At 71.8% G+C, this 19,272-nt stretch carries 19 protein-coding genes; 4 read left to right on the forward strand and 15 right to left on the reverse strand.

Features of this window, described 5'->3' with window-relative positions; translation table 11 throughout:
• Positions 1–144 precede the first annotated feature (144 nt).
• A complete protein-coding gene (locus RBJ77_RS55490; protein ID WP_372351960.1) occupies positions 145–351 on the reverse strand; it encodes a hypothetical protein in 207 nt (68 codons plus the stop codon).
• A gap of 206 nt (positions 352–557) precedes the next feature.
• Positions 558–830 carry a hypothetical protein gene (locus RBJ77_RS55495; RefSeq protein WP_255974475.1) on the reverse strand — a complete coding sequence of 91 codons (273 nt, stop codon included), beginning with the start codon at positions 828–830 and terminating at the stop codon, positions 558–560.
• A gap of 205 nt (positions 831–1,035) precedes the next feature.
• Here RBJ77_RS55495 and RBJ77_RS55500 point away from each other — a divergent pair, with 205 nt between their 5' ends.
• Positions 1,036–2,310, forward strand: a complete 1,275-nt coding sequence (locus RBJ77_RS55500) for a serine/threonine-protein kinase (protein ID WP_372352155.1) — start codon at positions 1,036–1,038, stop codon at positions 2,308–2,310.
• Between the two features lie 3 nt (positions 2,311–2,313).
• On the opposite strand, the gene RBJ77_RS55505 is transcribed toward RBJ77_RS55500, so the two are convergent.
• From RBJ77_RS55505 to RBJ77_RS55550, 10 genes are all read right to left on the reverse strand, one after another.
• Positions 2,314–3,141, reverse strand: coding sequence for an RNA methyltransferase (locus RBJ77_RS55505; protein ID WP_255974477.1), 828 nt, complete (start codon positions 3,139–3,141; stop codon positions 2,314–2,316).
• A 54-nt stretch (positions 3,142–3,195) separates the two neighbouring features.
• A complete protein-coding gene (cobA, locus tag RBJ77_RS55510) occupies positions 3,196–4,431 on the reverse strand; it encodes a uroporphyrinogen-III C-methyltransferase (protein WP_372351961.1) in 1,236 nt (411 codons plus the stop codon).
• Positions 4,432–4,694: 263 nt separating this feature from the next.
• Entirely contained in the window at positions 4,695–7,919 is a 3,225-nt protein-coding gene (gene cobT / locus RBJ77_RS55515) for a nicotinate-nucleotide--dimethylbenzimidazole phosphoribosyltransferase (RefSeq protein WP_372351962.1), read from the reverse strand.
• Positions 7,920–8,273: 354 nt separating this feature from the next.
• The gene (gene cbiE, locus RBJ77_RS55520; RefSeq protein WP_372351963.1) at positions 8,274–9,488 is read right to left on the reverse strand and encodes a precorrin-6y C5,15-methyltransferase (decarboxylating) subunit CbiE; all 1,215 of its coding nucleotides are present in this window, start codon (positions 9,486–9,488) and stop codon (positions 8,274–8,276) included.
• A 137-nt stretch (positions 9,489–9,625) separates the two neighbouring features.
• A complete protein-coding gene (locus tag RBJ77_RS55525; RefSeq protein ID WP_255974485.1) occupies positions 9,626–10,264 on the reverse strand; it encodes a GNAT family N-acetyltransferase in 639 nt (212 codons plus the stop codon).
• Positions 10,265–10,414: 150 nt separating this feature from the next.
• Complete coding sequence (locus tag RBJ77_RS55530; protein WP_372351964.1) at positions 10,415–11,233, reverse strand: MetQ/NlpA family ABC transporter substrate-binding protein; 819 nt, start codon at positions 11,231–11,233, stop codon at positions 10,415–10,417.
• Positions 11,233–12,063, reverse strand: a complete 831-nt coding sequence (locus RBJ77_RS55535; RefSeq protein WP_372351965.1) for a MetQ/NlpA family ABC transporter substrate-binding protein — start codon at positions 12,061–12,063, stop codon at positions 11,233–11,235. Before RBJ77_RS55535 ends, RBJ77_RS55530 begins: the two co-directional genes overlap by 1 nt.
• Positions 12,064–12,131: 68 nt before the next feature.
• Complete coding sequence (locus RBJ77_RS55540) at positions 12,132–12,884, reverse strand: methionine ABC transporter permease (protein WP_372351966.1); 753 nt, start codon at positions 12,882–12,884, stop codon at positions 12,132–12,134.
• The gene (locus tag RBJ77_RS55545; protein ID WP_372351967.1) at positions 12,881–13,927 is read right to left on the reverse strand and encodes a methionine ABC transporter ATP-binding protein; all 1,047 of its coding nucleotides are present in this window, start codon (positions 13,925–13,927) and stop codon (positions 12,881–12,883) included. The genes RBJ77_RS55540 and RBJ77_RS55545 overlap by 4 nt, the downstream gene beginning before the upstream one ends.
• 434 nt (positions 13,928–14,361) lie before the next feature.
• Positions 14,362–15,012, reverse strand: a complete 651-nt coding sequence (locus RBJ77_RS55550; protein WP_372351968.1) for an HAD family hydrolase — start codon at positions 15,010–15,012, stop codon at positions 14,362–14,364.
• A 71-nt stretch (positions 15,013–15,083) separates the two neighbouring features.
• Between RBJ77_RS55550 and RBJ77_RS55555 the strand changes: the two genes are divergently transcribed.
• Together RBJ77_RS55555 and RBJ77_RS55560 are read left to right on the forward strand one after the other, a co-directional pair.
• Positions 15,084–15,443: a hypothetical protein gene (locus RBJ77_RS55555; protein ID WP_372351969.1), complete on the forward strand. Its 360-nt coding sequence runs from the start codon at positions 15,084–15,086 to the stop codon at positions 15,441–15,443.
• A gap of 103 nt (positions 15,444–15,546) precedes the next feature.
• On the forward strand, positions 15,547–15,933 hold the full coding sequence (locus RBJ77_RS55560; protein ID WP_372352156.1) for a hypothetical protein: 387 nt from the start codon (positions 15,547–15,549) through the stop codon (positions 15,931–15,933).
• Between the two features lie 3 nt (positions 15,934–15,936).
• On the opposite strand, the gene RBJ77_RS55565 is transcribed toward RBJ77_RS55560, so the two are convergent.
• The 3 genes from RBJ77_RS55565 to RBJ77_RS55575 form a co-directional block, all read right to left on the reverse strand.
• On the reverse strand, positions 15,937–16,440 hold the full coding sequence (locus RBJ77_RS55565) for a GNAT family N-acetyltransferase (protein ID WP_255974499.1): 504 nt from the start codon (positions 16,438–16,440) through the stop codon (positions 15,937–15,939).
• Between the two features lie 39 nt (positions 16,441–16,479).
• Positions 16,480–17,019: a sigma-70 family RNA polymerase sigma factor gene (locus tag RBJ77_RS55570; protein WP_372351970.1), complete on the reverse strand. Its 540-nt coding sequence runs from the start codon at positions 17,017–17,019 to the stop codon at positions 16,480–16,482.
• A 74-nt stretch (positions 17,020–17,093) separates the two neighbouring features.
• Positions 17,094–18,287, reverse strand: coding sequence for a glycerophosphodiester phosphodiesterase (locus tag RBJ77_RS55575; RefSeq protein ID WP_372351971.1), 1,194 nt, complete (start codon positions 18,285–18,287; stop codon positions 17,094–17,096).
• Positions 18,288–18,546: 259 nt separating this feature from the next.
• Between RBJ77_RS55575 and RBJ77_RS55580 the strand changes: the two genes are divergently transcribed.
• A complete protein-coding gene (locus tag RBJ77_RS55580; RefSeq protein ID WP_372352157.1) occupies positions 18,547–19,236 on the forward strand; it encodes a lysophospholipid acyltransferase family protein in 690 nt (229 codons plus the stop codon).
• Positions 19,237–19,272: the final 36 nt, after the last annotated feature.

Here is a 19,272-nt window from a genome sequence, read left to right on the forward strand (position 1 = left end):
CCGCCGTACCGGGGCAAAAGCAATGCCGCGTGCAGCTCCCCAGCTGCACGCGGCATTTGTGCCGTCCGCCGCACCCCCGTCCCCACGGGGTTTCATGGCCGGATGTCCCCGCCCGGACCGCTCTTCCGGGCCTGGAGGCGCCGCTCAGCGCCCCAGCATCACGCCCACGGACGACGCTTGTGTGACCACCGCGTCCCAGCCGCCGAAGACGACGACGAGAAGGGCCGCGAGAGGGAGGACCATGGCCGTGGCCACCAGCGGGTGACGGCGGCCGGTGGCGGGGCCGCCGAACATGCCCGCCCTGCCGATCCGTGTGCGGAACGCTGTCGTCCGCGATGCCGTGTCCGCCATGGTCCTCTCCCGGTCGAAATCTTGAGTTCTTGCCTGTAGTGGCAGCGGCGGGTGCCTGACCTCGGGGGACGAGTGCTGCACCCGCCGCTTGACCTCAAATCTATGGGCGGCGGCTCCCCGGGTCGTCATGCCCTCGTACCGATTGCCGGGCCTCCCGGAGGATGAGCGCTCCCACCCCATGTACTCCCCTGGGTGGAGAAGAGGTCCTAGGTCTCGGGGTCTTCCCGGAGGGGACGGCTCTTCTCCGCCGCTTCCGAGGCCTCCTCCCGCGGGACCGGCTGCTCGACGAGGGCGAGGACCCGCGTCGCCATGAAGCGCGCGGTGCGCACCACGGACCCGCTGCGGGTGACTTCGCTCACTTCCACGACTCCCCTGCGGACCGCCGTCTCCACTCTGCGGCCCGCGCGGCTCGCCACCACTTCGTACGTACGCGTCGTGTCCCCTGCGTCCACGACTATCTCGACCCGATCGCCCTTCATGGGCTCAATCCCCCTTCTGCGCCAGGCGGTTGGGAGTCCGGGCATCGTCAAGCCGCCCTGCTCCCGCGCTCCCTGACCACCTTTCAAGTTTCCCACCGGGCACTGACAATCGAATCGGGCCTGAGGGCGCGGCCTCTGCGCGCACTCGGGCGCGGAAACGTAAGCTGTGGCTCGTCAGACGGACCGGGCAGCAGCGGGGATGAACATGGCGATGATGCGCCTGAGGCGCGAGGACCCGCGCGTCGTCGGCTCGTTCAGGCTTCACAGACGGCTCGGGGCCGGTGGGATGGGCGTCGTCTACCTCGGTTCCGACCGGCGTGGGCAGCGGGTCGCGCTCAAGGTGATCCGGCCGGACCTGGCGGAGGACCAGGAGTTCAGGTCGCGGTTCGCGCGCGAGGTGTCCGCCGCGCGGCGGATCCGCGGCGGCTGCACGGCGCGGCTCGTCGCCGCCGACCTGGAGGCGGACCGGCCCTGGTTCGCGACGCAGTACGTGCCCGGTCCCTCGCTGCACGACAAGGTCGCCGAGGAGGGGCCGTTGGCGGCCGCCGACGTGGCGGCCGTGGGCGCCGCGCTGTCGGAGGGCCTCGTCGCCGTCCACGAGGCCGGTGTCGTGCACCGGGACCTCAAGCCGTCGAACATCCTGCTGTCCCCGAAGGGGCCGCGGATCATCGACTTCGGCATCGCCTGGGCGACCGGGGCCTCGACGCTGACGCACGTGGGGACCGCCGTCGGCTCCCCCGGCTTCCTCGCGCCCGAGCAGGTGCGGGGCGCGGCCGTCACGCCGGCCACCGACGTGTTCGCCCTCGGCGCCACGCTCGCCTACTCGGCCATGGGCGACTCGCCCTTCGGGCACGGCAGTTCCGAGGTCATGCTCTACCGGGTGGTGCACGAGGAGGCGCAGCTGCACGGGGTGCCGGACGCGCTGGCGCCCTTGCTGCGCGCGTGTCTCGCGAAGGACCCGGAGGAGCGGCCCAGCACGCTCCAGCTGTCGCTGCGGCTCAAGGAGATCGCGGCCCGTGAGGCGCAGGGCCTCGGTGAGGCGCGGCCGCCGGCGCCGCGCGTCGCCGAGCAGGACCGGCCGACGGGGCGGCTCGCCGATCCGCACGCCACGTACGAGCAGCAGCGCACCCAGCGCAGGACGCAGCCGGGGACTCCCGCGCCGCGGCCGAGCAACGGCAGGACCGGGGGCGGTTCGGCGCCGCGCTCCACGTCGTCGCGGTCCGGCAGCAGGCCCGCGCCGCGCAGTGGTGCCGGGCGTCCCGCTCCCCGGACGAACGGCACGGGCGCGGGCAAGAAGCTGCGGCCCGCCAATCCGCGGCTGCTGCGGCAGCGGCTGTTCGTGTTCGTGGTCGTGACGCTGCTCGTGGCGCTGGCCATCGCGGCGGCGCAGGGCTGCCAGGGCCCGTCGCGCGGGCTCGGCGGCGACAGCGGCGTACGGCAGACGGCTGCCGTCCGGGCGCTGCCGCTTCCGGAGGGCTGACCGTCAGAGTTCGGGGCGGCCGGTGGCCACGGCGTAGAACGCGACGGCGGCCGCCGCGCCCACGTTGAGCGAGTCGACGCCGTGGGCCATCGGGATGCGGACCCATTCGTCGGCGGCCATCAGCGCCTTGGTGGACAGGCCGTCGCCTTCCGCGCCGAGCATGAGCGCCACCCGGTCCATCCGGTGCGGGGCCACCTCGTCGAGGGACTTCGCCTGGTCGGCCGGGGTGAGCGCCAGGAGGTTGAAGCCCGCCTCGCGGACCGTCTCCAGGGACTTCGGCCAGGCGTCGAGACGTGCGTAGGGGACCGAGAAGACCGCGCCCATGGAGACCTTCACGGAGCGGCGGTAGAGCGGGTCGGCGCAGTCGGGCGAGAGCAGCACCGCGTCCATGCCGAGGGCGGCCGCGGAGCGGAAGATCGCGCCGATGTTCGTGTGGTCGTTGACGGACTCCATGACGACCACGCGGCGTGCGGTGGTGAGGAGTTCGTCGGCGGTGGGCAGCGGCTTGCGCTGCATGGAGGCGAGGGCGCCGCGGTGCACGTGGTAGCCGGTGACCTTCTCCGCGAGGTCGGGGGCGACCGCGTACACCGGGGCGGGGACCTCGTCGATGACGTCGCGCATGACGTCGACCCACTTCGCCGAGAGCAGCATCGAGCGCATCTCGTACCCGGCCTGCTTGGCCCGGCGGATGACCTTCTCGCCCTCGGCGATGAACAGGCCCTCGGCCGGTTCGCGCTTGCGGCGCAGCTCCACGTCGGTCAGGCCCGTGTAGTCGCTCAGGCGGGGGTCGTCGGGGTCGTCGATGGTGATGAGACCTTGGGGATCAGCCACGGGTCGATACTGCCTTGTCCTGGGTGTGGTGCCAACGGCGCGGAACGAGTTGTGTTACCGCTGGTTACGTTCGGGTCCCTCGTGCACCACGCTGCCGATGACGATGACCGCCGGGGGCCTGACCCCTTCGGCGACCACCGTTTCGCCGACCGTGGCGAGGGTCGCGTCGACGCGGCGCTGGGCCGCCGTGGTGCCTTCCTGCACCAGCGCGACGGGGGTGGCCGGGTCCTTGCCGTGCTCGACCAGGGCCGCGGCGATCTTCCCGATCTTGTCGACGCCCATCAGGATCACGAGGGTGCCGGTGAGCTTCGCCATGGCCGACCAGTCGACCAGCGAGCGCTCGTCGTCCGGCGCCACGTGGCCGCTGACCACGGTGAACTCGTGGGCGACGCCGCGGTGCGTGACCGGGATGCCGGCCGCGCCCGGGACCGAGATCGAGCTGGAGATGCCGGGCACGACCGTGACCGGGATGCCTTCGGCGGCCAGGGCCTGGGCCTCCTCCATGCCGCGGCCGAAGACGAAGGGGTCGCCGCCCTTGAGCCGGACGACGGCCTTGCCCTGCTTGGCGTGCTCGACGAGGGCCTGGTTGATGGCCTCCTGGACCATCTGGCGGCCGTACGGGATCTTCGCCGCGTCGATCACCTCGACGTGCGGCGGGAGTTCGTCGAGCAGGTCGCGCGGGCCGAGCCGGTCGGCGATGACGACGTCGGCCTCGGCGAGCAGGCGCCGGCCGCGGACCGTGATCAGGTCCGGGTCGCCGGGGCCGCCGCCGACCAGGGCGACGCCGGGGGTACGGGTCCGCTCGGTGCTGACGGTGCCGTCGCGCAGGGCCTCGACGAGCGCGTCGCGGACGGCGGCGGTGCGGCGCGGGTCGCGGTCGGCGGCCTCGGTGGACAGGACCGCGAGCGTGACGCCCTCGGTGCGGCCGGTGGCCGGGGTCCACGCGGTGGCGGCCTCGGCGTCGTCGGAGCGGACGCACCAGGTGCGGTTGCGCTCCGCCTCGGCCGACGCCCGCTCGTTCGCCGCGCGGTCGGCCGTGGCGACCAGGACGTACCAGGCCTCGGCCAGGTCGCCCTCCTCGTAGCGGCGACGGGTCCAGCTGATCTCGCCCGCGTCCGCCATGGCCTCCACGGAGGGGGTGGCCGACGGGGAGATCAGGGTGATGTCCGCGCCCGCCGCTATCAGGGCGGGCAGCCTGCGCTGGGCGACCTGGCCGCCGCCGATGACGATCGTCTTGCGGCCGGTCAGTCGCAGGCCGACCGGGTATGCGGGGTGCTGAGCGGGGGGCATGTCGTACGGCTCCTGGGACGGCGGGGCTGGCTGGGCTGCGACGGTGGAGCCCTGTGACGTGCGGTTTCCTGTGGCGACAGCTTATGCCTGGCCGGCCGGGGCGGGTACGTGCGGCCGGTCACGGGTGCGCGTGATCGGTCTCGGCCGCGCACCGTGGTCCGGGACCCGGTGTGCCCGGTGCGGGTGCGTCGTGGCTGGTCGCGCAGTTCCCCGCGCCCCTGAGAATGCGCACTGCGTGCGCATTCAGGGGCGCGGAGGCCTGGCTACTTCTCCGTGACGCCTGCCGAGTCGAACGTCGCGACCTCGTGCATCGCACGCGCCGCGCTCTGCACGATCGGGAGCGCGAGGAGCGCGCCCGTGCCCTCGCCCAGGCGCAGGTCCAGGTCGACCAGCGGGCGCAGGCCCAGCTTGTTGAGCGCGGCGACGTGGCCGGGCTCGGCGCTGCGGTGGCCCGCGATGCAGGCGGCGAGCACCTCGGGGGCGATGGCGCGGGCGACCAGGGCCGCGGCCCCGGCGCTCACGCCGTCCAGGATCACCGGCGTGCGCAGCGAGGCGCCGCCGAGCAGCAGGCCGACCAGGGCCGCGTGCTCCAGACCGCCGACCGCGGAGAGGACGCCGATCGGGTCCGCCGGGTCGGGCTGGTGCACGTCGAGGGCGCGGCGCACGACCTCGATCTTGCGGGCGTGGGTCTCGTCGTTGATCCCGGTGCCGCGGCCGGTGACCTCGGCGGGGTCGACGTCGGTGTAGACCGAGATGAGGGCCGCCGACGCCGTGGTGTTGGCGATGCCCATCTCGCCGGTGAGCAGCGCCTTGTTGCCCGCCGCGACCAGGTCGCGGGCCGTCTCGATGCCGACCTCGATGGCGGCCTTGACCTCTTCGCGGGTCAGGGCCGGGCCCGCGGTCATGTCGGCGGTGCCGGCCCGCACCTTGCGGGGCAGCAGACCGGGGGTGGCGGGGAGTTCGGAGGCGACGCCCACGTCGATGACGCAGACCTCGGCGCCGACCTGGTTCGCGAACGCGTTGCAGACCGCGCCGCCGCCCAGGAAGTTCGCGACCATCTGGCCGGTGACCTCCTGCGGCCACGGGGTCACGCCCTGGGCGTGCACGCCGTGGTCGCCCGCGAAGATCGCGACGGCCGCGGGCTCCGGGATCGGCGGCGGGCACATCCGGGACAGCCCGGACAGCTGCGCGGAGATGATCTCCAGCATGCCGAGCGCGCCCGCGGGCTTCGTCATCCGCTTCTGCCGCTCCCACGCCTCGCCGAGCGCCTTGGCGTCCAGCGGGCGGATGTTGGAGACGGTCTCCGCGAGCAGGTCGTGCGGGTCCTCGCCGGGCAGCGCGCGACGGCCGTACGTCTCCTCGTGCACGACCCACGACAGGGGGCGGCGCTTGGACCAGCCGGCCTGCATCAGCTCGGGCTCGTCGGGGAACTCGTCGACGTAGCCGACGCACAGGTACGCGACCACTTCGAGGTGCTCGGGCAGACCGAGCGTGCGGACCATCTCGCGCTCGTCGAAGAAGGAGACCCAGCCGACGCCGAGGCCCTCGGCGCGGGCCGCGAGCCACAGGTTCTCGACCGCGAGCGCGGAGGAGTACGGGGCCATCTGCGGCTGCGTGTGCCGGCCGAGGGTGTGGCGGCCGCCACGGGTCGGGTCGGCGGTGACCACGATGTTCACCGGGGTGTCGAGGATGGCCTCGATCTTCAGTTCCTTGAACTGCTTCGCGCGGCCCTTGGGGAGGGACTTGGCGTAGGCGTCCTTCTGGCGCATGGCCAGTTCGTGCATCGTGCGGCGGGTCTCCGCCGAGCGGATGACGACGAAGTCCCAGGGCTGGGAGTGGCCGACGGACGGCGCCGTGTGGGCGGCCTCCAGGACGCGGAGCAGGACCTCGTGCGGGATGGGGTCGCTGCGGAAGCCGTTGCGGATGTCGCGGCGCTCGCGCATCACGCGCAGGACGGCCTCGCGCTCGGCGTCGTCGTAGCCGGGAGCGGCGGCGCCGGCCGGTTCGGCGAGGGTCTCGGGCAGCTGCTCGGGACCGTCCTCCGGTCCGGCCTCGGCGGCCTGGAGGGGTTCCGGCTGCTCCTGCACGGGGGCGACCTCGATGAGCTCCGGCTCCTCGGCCTCCGCCTCGGCCACGAACGGCTCGGGCGCGGGGCCGGCGGCCGGGCCGCCGTCGCGCGGTGCGGGCACGGTCGCGGGGCCCTCGGCCGGCTCCTCGGCGACGGGCTGTTCCGCGGCCTCGGGCACGGGGATCTCGGCCGGGAACTCCTGCGCGGGGGCCTCGGTCACGGGCGCGGCGGGCTGCTCGGCCGGCGGCGCGACCACGGGCTCGGGCTCCACCACGGCGGCCGGCTCCGCGACGGCCACGGGCTCGGCGGCGACGGGCTCCACGACGACCGGGGGCTCCGGCTCGGCGGCCGGGGCGACGGGCTGCTCGGCGAGCGGCTCGGCGGGCGCGGCCGGCTCCTGCGGCTGCTCCTGGAACGGCTCCTGAGGAGCCACGGCCACGGCTTCCTGCACCTGGACCGGCACCGGAACCTGCTGCTCGGCGACGGCGACCGGCTCGGCCGCGGGCGCCGGATCCGGCTCGACCCCCTGCTCGGGCAGCGGCGGCACGACCATGGCCTGCGGCGGGGTCGGCGCGAGATGCGGCGTCGTGGGCACGGTGCCCTCGACGGGGACGAACTGGCCGAGGGGCTGCTGCTCGGGCGCGGCCACGGGGACCTGCTGCGGGTACTCCTGCGGCGGCAGACCCTCGTGAACCGCGTACTGACCGGACTGGCCGGACAGGTCGGCCTGGCCGGCGTACGCGGCGACCGGGGTCGGCTCGGCGACGGGCACGAACTCCGGGGCCGCCTCCGGCGCTTGGAAGTGCGGGGCCGGCTCGGCGTACTGCGCCGGGACGGCCTCCGGGACGACCGTTTCTGCGGGCGCCGGCGGCGGCATCTCGTATCCGCCCTGCTGCTGGGGCTCGGCGAGCTGCTGGGCCTCGGCCGGCTGCCACGGGGCGGCGCCCTGCGGCGGGATGTCGAGGTACTCGGGGCCCGTGGTGGGCGGGCCCGCCTGGCGGACCGGCATCGGGTTCGACGGCGTCTGCTGCGCCGGGCCCCGGTCGGCGAGCGAGCGCACCGGGCTGCCGCCGGTCTCCGGCACGGCCGGGCCCATGTGCAGGGGGCGGCGGGCGGGGCCCTGGTTCGCGGCGGCCTGGCCTGGCATGTGCATTCCACCCATGTCGTGGTGTCCGCTGTCGCGGCCCGCCATCTCGTGCGGGCCCGGTTCGTGGCCGACGGGAGCCTGCGGCTGCGGCGCGGCCTGCGGCTGGCCCCAGGCGCCCTGGGAACCCGGCATGAGGAGCAGTTCGTCGTCCTCGGCGGTGGCGTCGGAGGGATCGAGGTAGGTGTACGCACCCGGGGCGGGAACGCCCGGCTGGTCCACCGTTCCTGCGTTCTCCGGCAGCCCCTCGCCCGGAACCTGACCGGTGTCGGTCATGCCTACCCCTCGCCCATCGATGAGAACTTGCCGGCCGCCCCCGGCCGACGGCCGGGCAGGCAACCCCCTTGACCGGAGCGGTGCGTCGTCCGCCCGTCATGAAGAACGAGCACGCACGCCGCGCGGCACGAACCGCCCCGGACTACACGCATTGTCCCGGTCGGATCGCGGCCACGGAACGTAGATCGCCCATGGCCTTCTGTGGACTGCGCCACGTTGCGCGTCCTCCGGTCGGCGCCGTACCACAGGCGCTCCAAAAGTGGTGCGTTTCCCGGACATTGGCTGACGAACTGCCGGACGTCCCGGTGCGGTACAACGATCGGCCAGCCTACCGCGCGCGTTGGGCCGTCAGGGTCACGGGTGGCGGACGGGAAGCCGCCCGGAGAGCAGGAACCCCACGGTCCGCTCCTTCTCCGTCCAGGCGCGAGTGTCCAGTTCGACGGATTGCAGGAGGGCGCACTCGACGTCGTATCCGTGCTCCGTCAGGTCCCTGCCGATGAGTTCGGCGGCGTCGCGTGTCGCGGCGTGCGTGACGATGCGCGCGGGCCGCCGGTCGGCGACGGCGGAGACGACCGCGGCTCCCCCGCCGCCGACCCGGACGACGTCGGGCTCGGGCAGGTCTTCGAGGACGTGCGGTGCCGTGCCGTGCACGATCTGCGCCTGGATCCCGAAGCGGCGGGCGGTGGCGAGGGTGCGGGCGCAGGCCTCGGGGTCGCGGTCGACGGCGATGACGGCGGCGCCGAACCGTCCGGCCTCCGCCGTGAAGGCGCCGCTGCCGCAGCCGATGTCCCACACGAGGTCCCCGGTCCGCGGCCCCAGCCGGGCGAGTTGGGCCGCGCGCAGCTGCTCGGTCTCGCCCTCGCCGAAGGGGCCCGCGTACTCGGCGGCGGGCAGCGCCCAGCCGCGCGGGCCCGAGTCCGCGTCGCCGCCGGCGAGCCAGCCGCCGGTGCCGGGGGCGCCGGTGACCGGGCCGCCGATGACGATGACGACGTTCGGGTCGCGCCAGGTGTGGTCGGCGGCCTTGTCGGAGGTGACGACGGTGACCTGTTCGCGGTCGGTGCCGAGTTCCTCGCAGATGACGAAGGTGCGGTGGACGCCTTCGAGGAGGAGGCCCAGCTCGGCGGGGCCGGCGCCCGGGGAGGTGAGAACGGCGACCTTGGTGTGGGCCCGGCATACGTTCACCGCGCGCCTGAGGGTGCGGCGGTGTGCGACGACCACCTGTGCGTCGTCCCAGGGCATGCCCGCGCGGGCGAAGGCCTGGGCGACCGAGGAGACGGCGGGGACGACCTCGACCTCCAGGCCGTACTCGGGTGCGCGCAGGGTCCGTACGACGCCGAAGAAGCCCGGGTCGCCGTCCGCGAGGACGACGGCGGTGCCGCGGTGGCCGGCGATCCGGCGGGCGGCGAGGGAGACGCTGCCGAGCCGGATGCGCTCGGCGCGCTCCGGCACCTCGGGCAGCGCCAGGTGGTGGCCGGCGCCGGCCACCAGCGTGGCCGCTTGGAGCGCGGAGCGGGCCGCCGCGGTCAGCGGAGAGCCGTCCCAGCCGATCACCGTGACCCGGTCGGCCATCGTCGTCAGTCTCCAGAGGTGTGCTCGGTGCGTACACGGGACTCGGTCCGAGTCCTCAGGTCAGGGGGATGCCGCCGGTGTCGGGCCGGGCGGGGCACCGAGAGCGTACCTGCTGGGTCCGGGAACCGCCTGTGAGGTCAGTTCCAGTCCGAGAAGGCCGTGAAACCCCCGGCCTCGGCGAGCTGCTCGGTGACGCCGTCCAGGTCCTCGGGCAGCAGGCTCCAGACGATGAAGTCGGTGCGGACCTCCGCCAGGGTGCCGTCCTCGGTGCGCGTACGCGCTATGCAGGCGTTGCGCAGCACGCCCTCGCTGATGCAGCCGATCTTCTGGGCGACCTGCTGGGACGCGGTGTTGTCGGCGGCCGTGCGCAGTTCGATGCGCTCGAAGCCGCGGTCGCGGAAGAGCCACTGGGCCATGGCGAGCGCGGCCTCGGACGCGTAGCCCTCGCCGCGGGCCCAGGGGGCGACGATGTACGACAGTTCGGTGGAGCGAACGTGCCAGTTCGTCTTGGTCAGTTGGACGATGCCGACCAGGCGCTGGGTGAGGAACTCGGTGACGGCGAGGTCGAGTCCGTGTCCGGCCGTGCGCTCCGTGGGGGCGTAGTCGGTGATCCAGCGGCGCGCGCCGTCCTCGGTGAACGGCTGAGGCACCGACGTCCAGGCGGCGACCAGCTCGTCGTTCATCATCTCGGCCAGGGCGGGGACGTCGTCCTCGTCGAGCGGACGCAGCACCAAGCGCTCCGTGCTGATGGAGATCTCGGGGAAGGTGTTCGTCATGTGCCGCTCCGTAACCTTCGTGGCCGCCTGCGTCCCTCGTGTCGGCCGGGGGTGAGTGCCCAGCATGCAGCATGAAGGCACGTAACTGCACATGGGGGCCGCTCCTGTTGGCAGGAACGGCCCCCATGACGAGGTGCGGGGACGGGTGACTCAGGCGGGGAGCACCGCGCCCTTGTACGTGTCCTCGATGAACTTCTTCACCTCGGGCGACGTCAGCAGCTCGGCGAGCTTCTTCACCCGCGGGTCGTCCTCGTCGCCCTTCTTCACGGCGAGGACGTTGTTGTACGGGTTGTCCTTCACCGACTCCAGGAGGATGGCGTCCTTCTGGGGGCTGAGGCCCGCGTCGAGCGCGAAGTTGTTGTTGACGGCGGCGACGTCGACGTCGCCCAACGAGCGTGGCAGCTGGGCCGCTTCGAGCTCCTTGAACTTCAGCTTCCTGGGGTTGTCGGCGACATCGCGCGGCGTCGCGTTCACCCCCGCGCCCTTCTTGAGCCCGATCACGCCCTGGGAGGCGAGGAGGCCGAGCGCCCTGCCTTCGTTGGTGACGTCGTTGGGCAGCGCGACGGTGGCTCCTTCGCGCAGCTTCGTGACGTCCTCGACCTTCTCGGAGTAGAAGCCGAGGGGCGGCAGGTAGACCTCGGTGACCGGGGTCAGGGTGGTGCCCCGGGACTTGTTGAAGTCCTCCAGGTACGGCGTGTGCTGGTAGAGGTTGGCGTCGAGCTCGCCCTGCTGGAGCGCGGTGTTCGGCAGGACGTAGTCCGTGAACTCCTTGACCTCCAGGTCGAGTCCGGCCTTCTTCGCCAAATTCTGCTGTACGTAGGCGAGAACTTCGCCGGCCGGGGTGGGGGTGGCGCCCACGACGAGCTTGCCGCCCCCGTCGGAGCCGTCGGTCTGGTCGGAACCGCAGGCCGTGACGCCGAGGACCAGTGCCCCGGCGATCACGGCGGCGGGAAGCGTGTACGTACGCATCAGAAGGAGGGGAGCACCGAGCCCTTGTACTTGTCCTCGATGAACTTCTTCACCTCGGGCGACGTCAGGAGCTTGGCGAGCTTCTTGACGCGCGGGTCGTCCTCGTTGCCCTCCTTGACGGCGAGGACGTTGTTGTACTTGTTGCCCTTGGTGGATTCGAGCGCGAGGGCGTCCTTGGCCGGGCTGAGGTCGGCACCGATGGCGTAGTTGCCGTTGATCACCGCGCCGTCGACGTCGGGGAGGGAGCGCGGGGTCTGGGCCGCCTCGACCTCCTTGAACGTCAGGTCCTTCGGGTTCTTCTCGATGTCCTGCGGGGTCGCGGTGGCCTCGGAGCCGCTCTTGAGCGTGATGATCCCGTTGGCGGCGAGGAAGCGCAGGGCGCGGCTCTCGTTGTCGGCGTCGTTCGGGACGGCGATGGTGCCGCCCTTCTTGATGTCGTCGAGCTTCTTGGCCTTCTCGGAGTAGAGGCCGAGCGGCTCCAGGTGGACGGTGGCGACCGACGTGAGGTGCGTGCCGTTCTTCTTGTTGAAGTCCTCGAGGTACGGGACGGTCTGGAAGTAGTTGGCGTCGACCGAACCGTCCTCGGTGGCGTTGTTCGGCTGGACGTAGTCCGTGAACTCCTTGACCTCGAGGTTGAGGCCTTCCTTCTTCGCCAGGTTCTTCTTGATGTAGTCGAGGACCTCGGCGTGCGGGACGGGGGTCGCGGCGACGACGAGCGGGTCGGACGCCTTGGCCTTGGTGTCGGCCTTGTCCGAACCGCAGGCGGTCAGGCCCAGGGTGAGGGCGCCGGTGGCGAGGACAGCTGCGGTGATCTTGGTGGTGTTACGCACGAAAAGTGCCTTTCTCCATGGGTGGTGCAACCCGCCGGGTGGGACGGGGAGTCTGGGGATTACGGGGGTCAGCGGTTCTTGGCCGGCGTGGCCTCGGCGCTGACGGGACCGGCGGGCAGGAAGCCGCCGAACAGACGGAAGCGGAACGGCTCGCCGCCCTTGCCGGCGCGGCGGTGCAGGACGCGGGCCGCGCTGTCGCCGGCGAACTGGATGATCGCGATGGCGACCGCGAGGACGGCCACGACGATCCACATCAGGGTCGCCTCGAAGCGCTGGTAGCCGTAGCGGATGGCGACGTCGCCGAGGCCGCCCGCGCCGACCGTGCCGGCCATCGCGGAGTAGCCGATGATCGCGACGATCGTGGTCGTGGTCGCGGAGATCAGCGACGGCAGCGACTCGGGCACGAAGACCTTGCGGACGACGGTCCAGGTGTTGCCGCCCATCGACTGCACGGCCTCGACCAGGCCGCGGTCCACCTCGCGCACGGACGTCTCGACGAGGCGCGCGAAGAAGGGGATGGCGCCGATGGCGAGCGGCACGATGGCGGCCTCGCGGCCGATGCTGGTGCCGACGACCCAGCGGGTGAAGGCCGTCAGCGCGAGCATCAGGACGATGAACGGCATCGAGCGGACGACGTTGACGAGCTGCCCGATGAGCTTGTTCGCCAGGGCGTTCTGCAGCAGCCCGCCCCGGTCCGTGAGCACGAGCAGGACGCCGAGCGGCAGGCCGACGACGACGGCGATCAGCGTGGACCAGCCGACCATGTAGAGGGTGTCCCAACACGCCTGGGACAGCAGCGGCTGCATCTCCGACCAGGTCACTTGGTGACACCTTCCTTCAGCAGTACGGACCGGCCGTCCTGGTTGCCCTGTATCTCGACCTGGAGGCCCTGTTCGCGCAGGAACCCGATCGGCACGACGTTGTCCTCGTAGCGGCCGGGCAGTTCGATGCGCATCCGGCCGACCTGCTTGCCGCCGACGGTGTCCATCGCGGCGCCCAGGATCGAGATGTCGATGTTGTACGTGCGCGACAGCTGCGAGATGACCGGCTGCGTCGCGGACTCACCGTGGAAGGTGACGTCGATGACGGTGCGGTCGGTGCCGGAGGCGTCGCCGCTGACCGGGAAGAGCGCGGCGGCGAGTTCGGAGCCGGGCGTCGCGAGGAGCTCGCTGACGGTGCCGGACTCGACGATCTGCCCGCGCTCCATCAGGGCGGCGGAGTCGCAGACGGTCTTGACGACGTCCATCTCGTGCGTGATGAGCAGGACGGTGAGGCCGAGCTGCTGGTTGAGGTCGCGCAGCAGCTGGAGGATGGAGCGGGTGGTCTCCGGGTCGAGGGCGGACGTCGCCTCGTCGGAGAGCAGCACCTTCGGGTCGCCGGCCAGCGCGCGGGCGATGCCGACGCGCTGCTTCTGGCCGCCGGAGAGCTGGGCCGGGTAGGACTTGGCCTTGTCGGCGAGGCCGACGAGGTCGAGCAGTTCCAGCGCCTTGGCGGAACGTTCCTTCCCCGACTTGCCGAGGATTTCGAGCGGCAGCTCGATGTTGTCCTGGACGGTGCGCGAGGACAGCAGGTTGAAGTGCTGGAAGACCATGCCGATGCGGCTGCGCGCCTCGCGCAGCTCCCGGCCGGCCCGCGGTCCGCGGCCGGCGAGGGCGGTGAGGTCCTGGCCGGCCACGGTGACGGTGCCGGACGTGGGGCGTTCCAGCAGGTTCACACAGCGGATCAGCGAGGACTTGCCGGCGCCGGACTGGCCGATGACGCCGTACACCTCGCCTTCGCGCACGTGCAGGTCGACGCCGTCGAGGGCGGTGACCTCGCGGCCGCGCGAGCGGTAGACCTTGGTGAGGCCCTGGGTGGTGATCACGTGGGTTTCCGTAGCTGTCGAGTGCGCGACACGGGTGGCGCCGGGCACGGGGCATTCGTTCGGGAACTTGCGGAGTTTCCGGGCGCGGCAGGCTCTCGCTGGTGGCGTGTGCCAGTACTGGATCAGTCGCTGTCAGTACGGAGAAGCTGTGCGCGGGGCAGACCCGGTCACGTAGTCGAGCGGTTTCTCCCTGCGGAGTCACTCCCTACGGACAGGGCGCGCGGGTCTCGCTTCGGGGCGCGAGAACAGGCGTGGTGGGGGCCCTCAGAAGGCGCACATTCGACACATACAACGAGCACCGGGCGTCATCGTCGCCTCGGTCGCAAGGGTGCGGCTGCTCGTCGTGGTCATGCGGGCAAGTAAAGCAGACGTGAGGTCCCGGACCGCCACCGCTGTCCGAATAGCGGACAGCGGTGGACGGGTGCGTGGGACGGTCAGGGGGTTGCGGTGATCTCGATCCCGGCCTCCGTGGCCAGTGCTGACACGGCCGACAGGTCCTTCACCACGACGTCGGCGGAGAGCTCGTGGGCCTCGTGCGTTGTGGCCAAGGCCACGGTCCGCATGCCGCCGGCCCGGCCCGCGGTGAGCCCGGCGGGGGCGTCCTCGAAGACGACGCAGCGGGCCGGGTCCACGCCGAGCTTCCCGGCGGCGAGCAGGAACGGCTCGGGGTCGGGCTTGCCGCGCGTGATGTCGTCGGCGGCGATGAGCAGCGGCGGCTCGATGCCGACGGCGGCGAGCCGGGCCTCGGCGAGGCGGCGGGTGGCGGAGGTGACGACGGCCCACCGGCCGTCGGGCAGGGAACGGAGCAGGTCGAGCGTGCCGGGCAGGACGTGGGTGCCGCCGTTGGGCACGTCGTCGACCTCGAGCTCCTCGATCCGGGCCACGGCCTCGGCGACCTTGTCGGCGGGCAGCAGGTCGGCGGCGATCTCGGCGGCGGGGCGGCCGTGCAGTTCCACGGCGGCGAAGTCCTCGGCGGTGATCCCGTACTCCTGCGCCCAGCGGGTCCAGCAGCGGTAGACGGACTCCATGGACGAGAGGAGGGTTCCGTCGTTGTCGAACAGCAGGGCGTCAGCGTGGATCTTCATGTCTCCCGAGCGTACGGGGCGCCCCGGGGGCGGGCGCACGGGGCCTTTTGGCCCGTAATAGGCTCACGGCCATGCTTGATGTCCTGACCCTGGTGACGGGTCTCGCCGCGCTCGCGCTCGCGGCCTGGTGCGGCTTCGCCGCCTCTCGCGACCAGCCGACCAAGGACTGGCACTTCATCGGCATGGCCGTGGTGTCGGTGCTCGCGCTGGCGCAGCTGGTGGTCGGGATCGTGCAGCTGGCGCGGGGCGAGGAGCCGGACCAGGGCACGACGATCTTCGTGGCGTATCTGATCGGGGCGTTCGCGTGCATTCCCGCGGCGGGCTTCATGTCCCTCGCCGAGCGCACCCGCTGGGGCTCGATCACCGTCGCCGCCGGCGGCGTGGTGCTCGCCGTCCTCGAAGTACGCCTCTACGACATCTGGGGAGGATGAGATGGCCGTGGCCTCTTCGGAGAAGAACGCCGGACCGGACGACAGACAGGACGCCGGACCGGGCAAGGGCACCGACAGGCGCCGGCTGATCAGCGGACCCGGCATGCTGCTGGTGTGGCTGTACGGCGTGATGGTGGTCGGCGCCGTGTCGCGGTCTGCCGTGCAGATCTCCACCGAGTTCGACAAGGCGCCGCTCGCGTACTCGCTGTCCGCGATCGCCGGGATCGTCTACGGGTTCATCACGTACTCGCTGGTGCGCGGCGGGGACACGGCGCGGCGGGCCGCGTTCGTGTGCTGTGCGCTGGAACTGGCGGGCGTGCTGATCGTCGGGACGTGGACGCTGGTGGAGCCGTCGGCGTTCCCGGACGCGACCGTGTGGTCGGACTACGGCATGGGCTATCTGTTCATTCCGGTCCTGCTGCCGCTCACCGCCATGTACTGGCTGCGCAAGGGCGTGCTGCGGCAGCAGCAGCCGGACGTCGCCGCCTGAGCCTCAGGCGCTCGCCGCGAACGCGTTCGCCTCGGTGTCCTTGGCCAGGGTCACCAGGGTGAGCCGCTCGTCGACCCGCTTCGTGGACACCTGGGCGTAGCCGTGCTTCCGGTAGAGCCGCAGGTTGTGCTCGCTGCGGTGGCCGGTGAACAGCTGGAAGCGCTTCGTCGCGCCCGTCGTGCCGAGGTCGGCCTCTATGGCCGACAGGAGCCGGCCGCCCAGGCCGTGGCGCTGCATGCGCGGGTGCACGATCAGCTTGTTGATCCGGGCCGTGCCGTCGGCGTCGACCGTGCCGCGCACGGACGCCACCACTTCGTCGCCGAGCCGGGCCACCAGGACCTTTCCGCCCGCGAGTTCGGCCCTCACCGAGTCGAGGGACTGTGTGAGCGGCTCGATCGAGTAGTCCCCGTAGAGCTGTGCCTCGCTCTGGTAGCAGAGGTACTGCAACTTCAGGATCTGCTCGGCATCCGCTTCGGTCGCCGCAGAGATGGTCACGCTCATGCCCATGTGTGCATGCCTCCCGCTCACCTGTCCGCCGGTTGTCCCTCACCCTTTTCCCCTACCGGACGTCGGCGCAACCTCGGAAACCATGATTCTGCGCAGGCATCCCAGACATCTGGAACGTTCCGGCCCAAGGCTGCCCTGTGAGATACCCAACTCGCCTGCGATTTCACGGTAAGTGAGATCTTTCGGGGACAGCAGCGCACCGATGAGGCGGGGGCAGCGTCCGGGCAGCCGGCGAACCGCGGCGTGCAGCGCGCCGGCCCGCTCCCGGGCGATGGCGCGGCGTTCGGGGTCCGACTCGGCGGTGTCGGCGGCGGGTTCGGTGGCGTACGGGAGCTCACGGAAGGTCGTACGGCGCTGGCGGCGGGCCTCCGAGCGGACCGTGGCGGTGAGCCAGGCGGCGGGGTCGGGGGGCGGGCCCTGGGTGCCGAGGTGCTCCAACAGGCGGACCCAGACGGCCTGTTCGAGGTCGTGCGGCTCGGCGGCCGCGGGGAGTTCGGCGCGGACCTCCGCCGCGAGGAGGGGGCGCAGGGTCTCGATGACCAGGTCGTGCGTGGGTGCGTTCGGGTCCGGTGCGTTCATGTCCGGCGGGACGCGGCCGCCTCGGCTCGTGGTTGCCGGGGCGGCCGCGGGTCACTCCAACCGGGGCCGGGCGGTCAGCCGTTGACGAAGTCCTCGCGGGCCAGGAGGGCGGTGTCGCAGTTGTCGGAGAAGATGCCGTCGATCCCGGTGGCGAAGTACGCCTTGAAGGCGCCGAAGGCGTCCCCGTACGCGTTCGGGTCCGTGCCCTTCTTGAAGTCGGCGGGCAGGAAGGTGTTCTCGTTGCGCATCGTGTACGGGTGCAGGATCAGCCCGGCGGCGTGCGCGTCCTTGACGAGCGTGGTGGGCTGGAGCAGCTTGCCGCTCGCGTCCTTCGGGATGACCAGGTCGAGGGTCGGGCCGATGCCCTGCGCGTACCTCGCGATCTCCGCGAGGCCCTTGGGCGTGATCAGGTCGGCGACGGTGCGCGGGTCCCCGATCTCGACGAAGTCCGCCGGGCGGGAGTTCGCCGTGGAGAGCAGGACGACGAGCGGGTTGTCGACGAGCTTGTTCAGGCGCTGGATGCTCGTCGGCTCGAAGGACTGCAGGAACGCCGGGGAGTTCTTCTTGTGCAGGCCGTACGCGCGCAGCAGCTTGGCGAGCCGCTCCTCCAGGCCGAGGCCGATCTTGCGGAAGTAGGTGGGGTGCTTGGTCTCGACGTGGATCCACACCTCGCGGCCGCGCTTGCGGCTCTGCTCGGCGCGCCACTTGAGGACCTCTTCGAAGGTGGGGATCTCCCAGCGGCCGTCGTAGAGGGTGTTGTGCTGGCGCGTCGCCGGGATGCGCTCCTTGGCGCGCAGCGTCTTCAGCTCGGCGAGCGTGAAGTCCTCGGTGAACCAGCCGGTCGTGGAGACCCCGTCGATGACCTTCGTGGTCTTGCGGGACGCGAACTCGGTGTGGGCCGAGACATCGGTGGTGCCGCCGATTTCCGGCTCGTGACGGCATACGAGGTGACCGTCCTTGGTCGGGACGATGTCACCGGCCTCGATGACGTGCGCACCCATGTCGAGCGCCAACTGGTAGGAGCCGAGCGTGTGCTCGGGCCGGTAGCCGCTGGTGCCGCGGTGCGCGACGATCGTCGGGACGGGCAGGCTCTTGTAGCCCTGGCCCGAGTGATTCCCACCACTGTCGCGGTCGGCGGCTCTTGCCGTGCCGGGCACGGCGAGGGCGGCCGCGCCCGCGCCGAGCACGGCCGCACCGAGCAGCGAACGGCGTCCCATCGTGCCGCCGGCCTGCGCCTCGTGTGCCGCCTGTGCCTTCTCGTTCCCCATGGAGCACTCCTCCCACCAAGTACTGCCTTGCACCTGTCAAAGCGGGACCGATGGTAGGTGGACAGGAGTGACGAACGGGAGACCCCGTGCGGAACGGCGGGGTGATGCGAGGTGACTCCTGGGTGTCACCTGCACATCAACGGGAGGCAAACGAGGGTCAACTCTGCGTATCCAGTCCGTGAACCCCGATGTGCGCCGGGTACCCGGCCGCGAGTATCGTCCTCACCTGCACAGACCCACGTACATTCCCAGTCCATCCCTGACACCGGAGGGCCCGTTGTCCCGCTTCGCGCTCATCAAGGCAGTGCTCGGACCGATCATGCGCCTGATGTTCCGCCCACGGGTGGAAGGCGCCGAGAACATCCCGGGGAACGGCCCCGTCATTCTGGCGGGCAACCACCTGACCTTCATCGACTCGATGATCCTGCCGCTCGTCTGCGACCGGCAGGTGTGCTTCATCGGTAAGGACGAGTACGTCACCGGCACGTCTCTCAAGGGCCGCCTCATGGCGTGGTTCTTCACCGGGGTCGGCATGATCCCGGTCGACCGGGACGGTGCCAACGGGGGTGTGGCGGCGCTGATGACCGGCCGCCGCATCCTGGAGGAGGGCAACATCTTCGGTATCTACCCGGAGGGCACCCGCTCCCCCGACGGCCGGCTGTACCGCGGCCGGACCGGCATCGCGCGACTGACCCTGATGACGGGGGCGCCCGTCGTGCCCTTCGCCATGATCGGCACGGACAAGCTGCAGCCGGGCGGGGCGGGGATGCCGCGGCCCGGGCGGGTGACCGTGCGGTTCGGCGAGCCGATGGAGTTCTCGCGGTACGACGGGATGGGGCGCGACCGGTACGTGCTGCGGGCCGTGACCGATTCCGTGATGGCCGAGGTCATGCGGCTGTCCGGTCAGGAGTACGTCGACATGTACGCCACGAAGGCGAAGGCCGCGTAAGCGTTTCTACGGCGATGTGGGCCCGGCCCACCGGTT

It is taken from the genome of Streptomyces sp. KL116D, assembly GCF_030766975.1.
GTDB lineage: Bacteria > Actinomycetota > Actinomycetes > Streptomycetales > Streptomycetaceae > Streptomyces > Streptomyces longispororuber_A.